The sequence below is a fragment of the Pseudoalteromonas denitrificans DSM 6059 genome (assembly GCF_900112265.1).
GTDB classification, from domain to species: Bacteria; Pseudomonadota; Gammaproteobacteria; order Enterobacterales; family Alteromonadaceae; genus Pseudoalteromonas; species Pseudoalteromonas denitrificans.
Map to the genome: position 1 here is coordinate 42,432 of NZ_FOLO01000039.1, position 10,842 is coordinate 53,273.

The following is a 10,842-nucleotide window of genomic DNA, read 5'->3' on the forward strand; positions in this document are numbered from 1 at the left end:
ACAATCACACAATTAACCCTAAGCTTTTAGGTGTAAATAAAAATATAATCCGGTGAAAAACAATGAGCTCTAATCACTTAACTTATGCTTGGCTCAAAGCGTTGATTGTTGACGACAGCAAGGCAATCTGTGAATTATGCAAAAGTATATTAATTGAAAACTATGGTATCAATTATGTGCATACAACAAACTCAGCACCAGAGGCACTTGCAGTAATTAAAAGCTTTAAAGATATCAACATGATTTTTTTAGATTTAAACATGCCAGGTACTGATGGTGTTCAGTTACTCAAAAAAATTGCTGATTTTAAATTTAAGGGATATATCGTCATTGTAAGCGGTGTGTCAGCAAAAATCATTCAAGGTGTAGAAGATTTAGCAAATAAGTATAATTTGAATTATATCGGCAGTATTCATAAACCAATAGATTTAAAAGATTTTGACCATATTTTCACCCAAGTTGGAAAAAATACTCCCTCAGGTATCAATAATAAAACGAAACAATTAAAAATTTATGAAATTATTCGAGCGCTCGAAAAGGACGCTATTGAAGTTTTTTATCAACCTCAAGTAAAATTAAGAAATAGAAAGTTCATAGGTGTTGAAGCTTTATGTCGACTGCATCATCCTAGGTTAGGTTTAATTAGCCCAGATCAATTCATAGATAAATCTGAAGAAACTGATTTAATTTTTCATCTAACACTTTGTGTCATTGATAAAGCATTAAATGATTGGGTTTTATGGCATAATCAAGGCATGAAATTGACGCTTTCAATCAATATAAGTCCATATGTACTGAAATTCACTGAATTTACAGACTTATTTTTAACAAAACTTTCTGTACTCAATATCCCTATAGAAAAAATATGCTTAGAAGTCACCGAAAGCATTATTGAAGAAAATCATCAAGTGGAATTAGAAACATTAAGTCGCTTAGCAATAAAAGGTGTTATGTTATCGCTCGATGATTTTGGTACAGGCTCCGCTTCTATAGAGCGTCTTCACAGATTGCCATTTGATGAGCTAAAACTAGACAAATCATTTTTTCAAAACTCAATAACTAATCGTGCTCAATTTGATTTAATTAAAAGCTGTGTGGCTATGAGCAGCGCTCTGGATATGCATACGGTTGCCGAAGGCATTGAAACAGCAGAACATTGGAAAGTTGCCGAACAAACAGGGTGTGATATTGTGCAAGGTTATTACATCAGCAAACCTATTCAAGCGTGTGATATTAGCCAATGGTGTTATCAATGGAAACACAGAGTAGACTAAAAATCGACCTTCCCACGCAATGACTTCGTAGTGCCTTTCTTCGTTTTACTATCCATTCGTTTGCGTTGAGAATTTCTACTCGGCTTTGTCGCTCGTCTGGCTTTTTGAACTATCATAGCCGATAAAATCAAATCTTTTAAACGTTTAAGGGCATCATCTTTATTCATTTCTTGCGTACGAAAAGATTGCGATTTAATTATAATAATCCCATCTTTACTAATGCGCCCATCAGATAGCGCCAGTATTCTTTCTTTATAAATTGCTGGTAAACTAGAATGCTTCACATCAAACCTTAAGTGGATCGCAGTCGCAACTTTATTGACTCGCTGACCACCATTCCCTTGAGAGCGAATAGCACTCAGTTCAATTTCCCACTCAGCCAAAGTGACCGTATTACTAATTTCTAACATAAACAACAAAAATAAATGATCAGACCAGCATTTTAACTTAACCCTAATCAATAGGCTAGATTCGAATATTAAAAATCTAGTTTGATAAATAATTGTTAACCATTGAGTTGAATTTAAATTCGATCTAAACTGATTTTTTGAACGCAAAAAAGCAAACAATATTTATGGCTAAAAAAAATAAAATAACTGAAATTTTTATTAATTATTCAGCCAATATTCGATATTACATCAGTAAAATAGTGCCTCCAGAAGACATAGAAGATATTGTTCAGGAAACCTTTATAAAAAGCTATGAAGCCGATTTAAAACAAGAAATCCAATACGCTCGTAGCTATATGTTAAAAACGGCCAGAAATTTAGCGCTCAACCATGTTCAAAAGTGGGATAATAAATATAAAGATTCTCTAGAGGATTATTGCGAGCCACCTGTCCAATTAATAACACAAAATTTTGAAAATGAGTTTGAGAGTAAAGAAAGGTTTTTATTATTTTGTCGCGCAACCGATCAATTACAAGGTAGTGTTAAAAAAGCTTTTATACTCAAAAAGGTATATGGCTTAAGCCAACGAGAAATTGCTGATTATTTAAATTTAAGCCAAAGCACAATAGAAAAACATGTTGCCAAAGGTTTATTGACCTGCTCCAACTATATGGCTAAAGCAGAAAAAGAGCAGATAACCAGTAGGGTATCTAATTCATTATTATCTAAAGGTAAAAAGAGTTTATAAATGACAAATGTCACTAAATTCAATCGTAAACAAATCATACAAGAACAGGCCAGTCTTTGGATCAGTCGTATGGACAGAGGTTTATCTTTAGAAGAAAAAAATGAATTTTCAGTTTGGATCAATCAAAGTGAATATCATAAAGACACTTTGTATCAATTAGCAAAACTTTGGGATGACTTAACTGTTTTAAATGAATTAAGTGATCTTTTTCCACTGGAAAGTAAAACCAAATCAACTCAAAATAAATTTATACCAATCGCCATAGCAGCAAGCTTTATTGCGATTATGTTTACAAGCTCAGCATATTTTCTAGATGGGAGCTTATTTCCTATACTCTCCAATACTCAAAAGACTGCACAGATAAAACAATACCAGACTAAAATTGGTGAACAAATTAGTTTTTCAATGCCAGATGGTACCAATGTTAGATTAAATACCAATAGCACAATTAAAGTTGCTTATACTGCCAAACATCGACAAATTTCATTGTTAAAAGGTGAAGCACGCTTTGATGTCGCAAAAGATAAAACAAGACCTTTTACTGTGAGTACTGATAAAAAATCATTTACTGCCTTAGGGACTATTTTTAATGTGCAAAATACCAAAAATAATGAATTAGAGCTCTTAGTTACTGAGGGTAAGGTACTTATCAGTGATACAGATTCGATTCTTAAAACAACCACTTTAAATGATATTGTAGCCAGTTTTACGAACCTAAGTCATGACAATTTACCCGGTACCGTGGTCAATAGTGGCGAAAAGTCTGTTGTTAAAAACAATATGCAACTCATCACAGATAAAATTTCTTTAGATCAAATTCAAAGAGAACTTGCTTGGCAGCAAGGTATGCTTATTTTTGATGGTGAACCTTTAAACAAAGCCTTGTTAGAAGTTGCAAGGTACTCAAATACCCAGTTTGAAATTAACGATACTAATTTATCCCATTTAAAAATATCAGGCTACTTTAAGGCTGGTGATATTGAAGGTTTATTAGAATCATTAAATGAAAATTTTAATATAATTTATCAAAAATCTCCAAATAATATAATCCGTTTAACAAAAGTTTAATTAGCTCCCATATTTTAACTTATAGCATGAGATAACAGCATTGTACCCCTAGTAATTTACATAAAATTAAGTGATGATTAACCTTATGTAAAAATTTAAGCACTGAGGGCTTTTTGCTGTTTCGTTTTATTAAATCACTTTGTTATAAATTTGATATCAACAAACACACAAGACATTTTATAATAAAGTTTTCTTTATTATCCTGTTGTTTTACTCCTTATGCTTTTGCTCAATCAATGCTTAAATTCAGCATAGAAAAACAACGCGCTGACAAAGCGCTTATATCTTTTGCACAACAATCAAACCACACCATTATTTTTTCATTCGATTTAGCAAAACAATATCAAGCAAATGAAATTCAAGGATTTTATTCTTTTGATGCGGGATTAAAACAACTATTATTAAATTCAGGCCTTAGTGCCCAGGTTAATAAATCCGGATTATTAAGTATAAAACGAGATAAAAAAATTGAAGAAATTAATGCTATTTTAAAGGCGCCTCCTAAGCCTCTCATTGTTTTAACTAAAGAACTTTCCCAAACAGAAAAAATTTTGATAATAGGCAGTCGTGTTGCTGGGCGTTCAGTTGATGACTTACCTGTACCAATCGATATTTTAACAAATGAAATATTAACAAATACGGGTCAAACTGAGCTTGGAAAAATGCTACAAACCATTGCACCTTCATTTAACTTTTCAAGTTCGGCTATCAGTGATGGAACTGACGCCCTACGCCCTGCGACTCTTAGAGGATTAGGACCAGACCAAACACTTGTTTTAATTAATGGTAAACGTCGCCACCAAGCGAGTTTAATCCATATAAATCCTTCAGTTGGTAGAGGAACTGCTGGAACAGATATAAATGCAATCCCAACAGCATCAATTAAACGTATTGAAGTATTACGTGATGGTGCAGCAGCCCAATATGGCTCTGATGCCATTGCAGGTGTGATTAATATTGTATTAAAAGATATATCTGATGGTGGAAAATCATCATTATCTTATGGTAAATACACACAAGGTGATGGTAAAAATCTAAACTTAGATATATCAAAAGGCTTTAACTTTAATGATAAAGGTTTTTTAACCGCATCGCTTAGTCTAAAAAACTCAGCTCCAACTAATCGGGCTGGTTTACATGGTTCTTGTCAATTTAAAGACTGTGTTTTACTAGAGGATGGCAGTTACTTAATGGGTGACCCTAGAGAGTTAAATGCCTCCAGAACAACTTTTAAAATTGGAGAAATAGAATCAGATCAAATAGGTTTAACAATAAATACAGCCTACGAATTATTTCAAGGTGAAACTTATGGTTTTTTAACTTACTCTACGAGAGATAATAAGTCTGCAACTTTTTTTAGGCACAACGCCAATACAATTGGAAATGCGCTTCTACAAGATAATGATGCCACTATTCCGACTGGCTTTTTACCAAAAATAAAGTCAAAAATTAATGATGCATCATATAACTTTGGTTTTAAAAACTCATTCAATGAAAACTCTTACATCGACTTATCATATACTTATGGAAAAAATACAATAGATTACATCACTCAAGATACGATTAATGCCTCTTTTGCAAACGCATTACAATATACCTCAGACTTTACAGCCGATGAAATTAGAAAAAATATCCCAAGAGACGCTTTTGCTTACGGTTTATCTTTAAGTTTAGCAACTGCAAATTTAGACTTTTCCCATGATTTTGAATTCTTTTCATTAGCCATAGGCGCAGAAGTTCGCACAGATAAGTTTAGTGTTATACCTGGCGATAAATATGCATATTATGATTATGATACCGATCCACAGGGCAATAACTTATATCCCACAGATGCCGCTTCTGGCACCCAAGGCTTTATTGGCACTGCACCTGAACAAGCTGTTAATGAGTCGCGTAATGTCGTTTCTTTATATAGCGATATTGAAGCACATATTACATCAGACCTTATAATCAGTAGTGCATTACGTTTTGATAACTATAATAATTTTAATAATAATACAAATTATAAGTTAGCTGCAAACTGGTCTATTACTCCAAATGCCTCTATACGAGGTGCAATAAGCACAGGGTTTCGAGCACCTTCAATGCAGCAACTTTATACAGATAATGTCAGCACCCAATTTGTTGCAAATTCAAACGGGAGCGATCAAAGTGCAGTACAAATAGGTATTTTTCGTAATGACAGTGAACTTGCAAAAGCCCTTTCAATTGCACAGTTGAAAGAAGAAAAAGCGACTAATTATAGTTTCGGTACAGTTTTAAAGCTTCATAATAAAATGAACTTAACCATCGATTTTTATTCTATTTATATTAATAATCGCATTGTACTGAGTAATTCATTAGGGCAAGGTTTATCTACAACCTTAGACTCTGCATTGACAAGATCAGGCGTTGGCGCAGCCCAATTCTTTTTGAATGGTGCAGATACACATACCTCAGGGCTGGATATCATTGCAACCTACAGTAATCCATTTATTTATGGCAATTTAGATTTAACATTTGCAGCCAATTTTACTGATACAGACGTAGATAATGTATTTACACCTGCAAATAGTGCTTTAGATGGTATTGCGCCTGAAGATATATTTTCAGAACAATCAATTTCAATTATTACTCAGTGGCAACCAAAAGATAGAATCAGTTTTAATGCACTGTATCAAATCAAAGATTTAACAATAAACCTCGCTTTTAATCGCTATGGTGAATATACAGTTGTGGATGCTGGCAGCCAAACCTATAGTGCCAAAATACTCACCGACTTACGCTTGAGTTATCAAGTAAATGAAAATTTATCTATCAATATTGGGGGGAATAACATATTTGATATTTATCCAGATAAAAACAAAATCGGAAATTCTCACGCTGGCACTATCGTAGATCATAATGGTAATACTATCATTAGTAGCCCTGGCGTATTTACTTACTCTCGCCGTTCTACACCTTTTGGTTTTAGTGGCGCATATTATTATGCAAGCGTTGAATATCAATTTTAAGCAATATAAAATTATTTTTTTGGCCAGGTAAACTTTTGAAGATCTTTAATTTTTATTCGAATTAACGATTTTTGCATTGCTTCAATAAATATTTTTGGAACTTTTTTATTACAAGCAAAACCTAATTGTGAGTTATCTAATACTGAAACAACACGATATTGTGAAGGTAAAATACCCGCTTTACTAAACTGAAATTTAGCAATGTTTTCACCATAGGCCACTAAATCAACTCTTCCAAGTGCTAGCATTTTCACCATTTCATAGCCAGATGATAAGAATACAAATTGCGCTTTTGGTATTCCTTTTTTTATCAATAATTGATGGCCAATATCATCTTTTACAACGCCTATACTTAACTTTTCTAACGATTGAGGATCTGCATTAAATTGCCTTGAAGATAAAGCAATAATTGATATTCGAGTATCAATGATCGGTCCTACAAAATTAAATTTTTCAGCTCTTTCTTTGGTATGTGTCATAGAAAATAGACATGTATTAGGATTGTCTTGTAAAGTTTTATAAGCACGAGCCCAAGGGTATAAAGATAAATGAAGTTGATTGAAATCTACATTTAAATCTGTATATATTTGTTTTAATAAATCTACCGACAAACCTGATAGTTCACCGTTGTCTAGGTAATTATAAGGAGGATAATCTTCAGTCATCCATTTTATATCTATTGCAATTTTTGCTACTGTAATAGCTGATTTTTCAGCCGTATAAGCAAACGTAGAGAATAAGAAAATAAGTGGAAATACAATTATATGCATATAAAACTGAACTTAATTAAATGACATTATTGTAATTTTAGCTAGAGATATGCATTAATCCACTCTTAGTATAATTTGAATGAATTAATGCTTTACCGTTACTTTTGCTTATTATCTTCTAATTCAGTGATCACCTTTTGAATAACTTTAACTCTGCCAGACTTAATCAAAGCATCTCGTAAAAGATATTCGATCTGTGCATTTGCGCTTCTGAGTTCATCATCAGCCCAGCGTTGCACTGCCGACAATACGTCAGGGCTAATACGCAAAGGATAACTTTTTTTACTGGCCAAAATTGGATCCTTAACTTTTTAAATTAATATAGTGAACCGGCATTTACCACTGGCTGAGTATTTCGTTCACTACATAAAACAACTAGCAGGTTGCTCACCATTGCTGCTTTTCGTTCTTCATCTAGTTCCACTATTTCACGTTGCGACAACTGTGTTAAAGCCATATCAACCATGCCAACAGCACCATCTACTATTTTTTGTCTGGCGGCTATAATAGCAGAAGCTTGTTGACGTTGTAGCATAGCACTTGCAATTTCAGGCGCATAAGCCAAATGGCTGATCCTAGCTTCATGAATGTGAATACCCGCTTTATTTAACCTTTCTTGAATTTGAGTTTTTAACGCTTCAGATACAATTTCAGGGTCACTGCGTAATGATGTTTCTTGGCTATCTTGTTGATCATAAGGGTAACAACTTGACATATTTCTCAATGCTGCTTCACTTTGTATATTTACAAACATCGCATAATCATCAACTTCAAAACTCGCGTCATAGGTATCTTTAACAGACCATACAACCACAGTTGCAATTTCTATTGGATTACCATGGGCGTCATTTACTTTAATACGACTACTTTCAAAATTACGTAATCTTAATGACATATTTTTGCGGATATAAAATGGAATCGTCCAACGTAACCCTGGCGTTTTAATCGTACCAGCATAACTGCCAAATAGGGTTAATACTCTACCTTGATTGGGCTGTACCATAAATAATCCAATCAAACATGCTAAATCTGCAATCAATAAAAAGAACCAAACCGGACTATGCGAAATATTAATCAAAGCAAATGGTGCAATTGATAAAATTATAAATACAACAATATAGCCATTTACTGAAAAACCTTGTTTTTCATTCATTACAACCTTCCTTAAACACTAAAGTGATATCATTTTGATATCACTTTAGTGTTTATTTTTAAATATTGCAAAGTTAAAATGTAATTATTTTTTAACCTCCCCCCTTGACTGTATCTATATTCGGTATTACATTTTTCCTTTTTGAGTTTCTATTTTAATTAAAGGTGATGTCATTTGAGATCAAATTATGATGATTTAAGTTATTTCTTAGAAGTTGCGATGACCAAAAATTTATCACGCGCAGCAGAGCGACTTGGGATCACACAGCCAAGTATTAGTGCTGCAATGAAACGATTAGAGTTAAATTTTGAAACCCCATTACTGGTGAGAAACCGTAGTGGCGTACATCTCACAAAAGCAGGCTTAGCACTGCAGATTCACAGTCAAAAATTTATGACTCAGTGGGATAAGCTTAAATCAAATGTGCTGCATGCTTGCACTGAAATGGGAGGAAGTTTTACTATTGGTTGTCATCCATCTGTCGCTTTATATACTTTACCTAAGATCATTCCCAAGCTTAAGGCACAGTTTCCATCTCTCAATTTAAATTTTACCCACGACTTATCCAGAAAAATTACTGAGCAAGTCATAAGTTATGAAATCGATTTTGGTTTAGTGATCAATCCAGTTCGCCACCCTGATTTAGTGATCCATAGCTTATTCTTTGATGAAGTTACAATTTGGAGCAGTACACAAGATTCAAATTTTCAAAATCCCAATTCAGATAATTGCATTTTATTTTGTGATCCAAACTTAAAACAAACCCAAGACTTACTCAAAAAAATAGAGCACACCTCATTTCGATTTGAATTCTCAAATAACTTAGAAGTGATTGCCACTTTGGTAGGTGAAGGTATGGGTTTAGGCGTTTTACCTGAGCGAGTCGCTCAAAATAATAAAAAAATATTACAAAGATTTTCAGACTCGTGCGCAACAGTTTCAGACGAATTATGTTTGGTCTATCGCGCCGATGCTCAAAAAAGTGATATCAGTCAAAAGTTAAGGCTAGAAATTAAAACATTACTAAAAGAGCAGTAATCATTTTTTCTCTTGAATTTGTTCACAGCTCACAGCACTTGCTAATGCATGTACACTACTATGACTTGATAAAGAATCAAAAATTTCGCCAAAAGTTTTACCATCGTTTGCTGTGATAGTAACGATTGTTCCGTAATATTGGATATTAAAATCAAATGCAAACAAAGCGCCAGAATTATCAACGCTTATTGGCTCAAGTACATTCGAACCAGAATCACTATAATAAATATTAGAAACCGTTATTTGTTCTAGTAATTTTTCATAATATTTCTGATAACTACTACCGCGATTAAGACTTATACCAATACCACAATTACCACCACCTAACTGCGGATAAACCACAAAAAAATCTACCTGACTTTCTGATTTATTTAAAGTGATAAAATCTCCACTTTGTGCAATCCAATCAGAAGCGCCAGCAAAAACATTTGATGATAATATAGCCATTATGCCTATGCTCGCAAACTTTAGTGATTTATTCATTCTTGATACTTTCATTTTCAAACTCCTATTTAATGAAACTTAATCTTAAATAGGCTACTTAATGAAATAAAATAGGACTTAGCGATGTTCATCATAGTCAAAAGCTATATCCACATATAAGTAAAATATCCTTTAAGCTTTAAGCTTTGCATCAAATCGGTTCTGTTTTTGTATTGGCATAGCAGAACGAATACGTTTAATTTCTTTAGGATCATATTGCGCAGTAATTATGCCCTTCCCTTGCTCTAAACAGCTAAGTACTTCTCCCCAAGGACTAATGATCATACTATGCCCCCAAGTTTCTCGGCCATTTTTATGAATACCTTCTTGTGCCGCAGCAATGATATATACTTGATTTTCAATTGCACGAGCTTGCAATAATGCCTGCCAATGAACTTTACCCGTTACTCGTGTAAAAGCACTTGGTACTGTTATGATGTCAGCACCTTGAGCTCGTAAAACTTGATATAAAGAAGGGAAACGCACATCAAAACACACAGACAAACCAATATTTACATCAAAAGTGGATACGAGTTCAATTAGACTGCCACCTTGTGTAAAACGTGATTCTTGATAACTTTTTGAATTATCATTCACATCAACATCAAATAAGTGAATTTTGTCAATCGTGGTAGAACGACCCATTACTGAGCCGACCCCACACAGATCCGGACATGCGAAACTATCGCATCCGGCTCTTCAGTTATATATTCACTCGTGTAAAACACGACCCTTTTTTTACCATTTCAATACCAGTCAACACGAATAATCCGTTTACTGACCTTTAGTGGTTCAATTTTAAAATATTCTAACATCTTCTTGAAACTACTCCAGTTATAACTTTGTCTACCACTGCGCCTGTTTAACCACTTATATAAGCTGTGTAAAACACTGTTATGTAATTGAGACAAACTTCGGCTATTGT

At 33.6% G+C, this 10,842-nt stretch carries 11 protein-coding genes; 5 read left to right on the forward strand and 6 right to left on the reverse strand.

Annotated elements, in window-relative coordinates:
• The first annotated feature begins 62 nt into the window (after positions 1-62).
• Complete coding sequence (locus BM088_RS18875) at positions 63-1,274, forward strand: EAL domain-containing response regulator (protein ID WP_091988285.1); 1,212 nt, start codon at positions 63-65, stop codon at positions 1,272-1,274.
• On the opposite strand, the gene arfB is transcribed toward BM088_RS18875, so the two are convergent.
• Positions 1,271-1,684 (reverse strand): alternative ribosome rescue aminoacyl-tRNA hydrolase ArfB, encoded by a 414-nt coding sequence (gene arfB / locus BM088_RS18880; protein ID WP_091988312.1) that lies wholly within the window; start codon positions 1,682-1,684, stop codon positions 1,271-1,273. The genes BM088_RS18875 and arfB overlap by 4 nt on opposite strands.
• 164 nt (positions 1,685-1,848) lie before the next feature.
• On the opposite strand from arfB, the gene BM088_RS18885 reads away from it, so the two are divergent.
• The 3 genes from BM088_RS18885 to BM088_RS18895 all read left to right on the forward strand — a co-directional run bounded on the left by BM088_RS18885 (position 1,849) and on the right by BM088_RS18895 (position 6,473).
• Complete coding sequence (locus BM088_RS18885) at positions 1,849-2,412, forward strand: RNA polymerase sigma factor (protein WP_091988287.1); 564 nt, start codon at positions 1,849-1,851, stop codon at positions 2,410-2,412.
• Positions 2,413-3,480: a FecR family protein gene (locus tag BM088_RS18890; protein WP_091988289.1), complete on the forward strand. Its 1,068-nt coding sequence runs from the start codon at positions 2,413-2,415 to the stop codon at positions 3,478-3,480.
• 236 nt (positions 3,481-3,716) lie between these two features.
• A complete protein-coding gene (locus tag BM088_RS18895) occupies positions 3,717-6,473 on the forward strand; it encodes a TonB-dependent receptor plug domain-containing protein (RefSeq protein ID WP_091988292.1) in 2,757 nt (918 codons plus the stop codon).
• Between the two features lie 11 nt (positions 6,474-6,484).
• On the opposite strand, the gene BM088_RS18900 is transcribed toward BM088_RS18895, so the two are convergent.
• The 3 genes from BM088_RS18900 to BM088_RS18910 form a co-directional block, all read right to left on the reverse strand.
• A complete protein-coding gene (locus BM088_RS18900) occupies positions 6,485-7,243 on the reverse strand; it encodes a substrate-binding periplasmic protein (RefSeq protein WP_091988294.1) in 759 nt (252 codons plus the stop codon).
• Positions 7,244-7,341: 98 nt separating this feature from the next.
• The gene (locus BM088_RS18905; protein ID WP_091988296.1) at positions 7,342-7,536 is read right to left on the reverse strand and encodes a type II toxin-antitoxin system antitoxin; all 195 of its coding nucleotides are present in this window, start codon (positions 7,534-7,536) and stop codon (positions 7,342-7,344) included.
• Between the two features lie 23 nt (positions 7,537-7,559).
• Positions 7,560-8,396 (reverse strand): SPFH domain-containing protein, encoded by an 837-nt coding sequence (locus BM088_RS18910; RefSeq protein ID WP_091988298.1) that lies wholly within the window; start codon positions 8,394-8,396, stop codon positions 7,560-7,562.
• 174 nt (positions 8,397-8,570) lie between these two features.
• On the opposite strand from BM088_RS18910, the gene BM088_RS18915 reads away from it, so the two are divergent.
• Entirely contained in the window at positions 8,571-9,434 is an 864-nt protein-coding gene (locus BM088_RS18915) for a LysR family transcriptional regulator (protein WP_091988300.1), read from the forward strand.
• Here BM088_RS18915 and BM088_RS18920 read toward each other — a convergent pair whose 3' ends face one another.
• Both BM088_RS18920 and BM088_RS18925 read right to left on the reverse strand, forming a co-directional pair.
• The gene (locus BM088_RS18920) at positions 9,435-9,932 is read right to left on the reverse strand and encodes a hypothetical protein (RefSeq protein WP_091988302.1); all 498 of its coding nucleotides are present in this window, start codon (positions 9,930-9,932) and stop codon (positions 9,435-9,437) included.
• A 117-nt stretch (positions 9,933-10,049) separates the two neighbouring features.
• Positions 10,050-10,562, reverse strand: a complete 513-nt coding sequence (locus tag BM088_RS18925) for a nitrilase-related carbon-nitrogen hydrolase (protein WP_091988304.1) — start codon at positions 10,560-10,562, stop codon at positions 10,050-10,052.
• Positions 10,563-10,842: the final 280 nt, after the last annotated feature.

What these genes read in the sequence shown, in the direction of transcription:
- BM088_RS18925 (WP_091988304.1), bottom strand. Translation starts at nt 10,562, where the DNA reads ATGGGTCGTTCTACCACGATTGACAAAATTCACTTATTTGATGTTGAT.
- BM088_RS18890 (WP_091988289.1), top strand. Translation starts at nt 2,413, where the DNA reads ATGACAAATGTCACTAAATTCAATCGTAAACAAATCATACAAGAACAG.
- BM088_RS18875 (WP_091988285.1), top strand. Translation starts at nt 63, where the DNA reads ATGAGCTCTAATCACTTAACTTATGCTTGGCTCAAAGCGTTGATTGTT.
- BM088_RS18885 (WP_091988287.1), top strand. Translation starts at nt 1,849, where the DNA reads ATGGCTAAAAAAAATAAAATAACTGAAATTTTTATTAATTATTCAGCC.
- BM088_RS18920 (WP_091988302.1), bottom strand. Translation starts at nt 9,932, where the DNA reads ATGAAAGTATCAAGAATGAATAAATCACTAAAGTTTGCGAGCATAGGC.
- BM088_RS18910 (WP_091988298.1), bottom strand. Translation starts at nt 8,396, where the DNA reads ATGAATGAAAAACAAGGTTTTTCAGTAAATGGCTATATTGTTGTATTT.
- arfB (WP_091988312.1), bottom strand. Translation starts at nt 1,684, where the DNA reads ATGTTAGAAATTAGTAATACGGTCACTTTGGCTGAGTGGGAAATTGAA.
- BM088_RS18900 (WP_091988294.1), bottom strand. Translation starts at nt 7,243, where the DNA reads ATGCATATAATTGTATTTCCACTTATTTTCTTATTCTCTACGTTTGCT.
- BM088_RS18895 (WP_091988292.1), top strand. Translation starts at nt 3,717, where the DNA reads ATGCTTAAATTCAGCATAGAAAAACAACGCGCTGACAAAGCGCTTATA.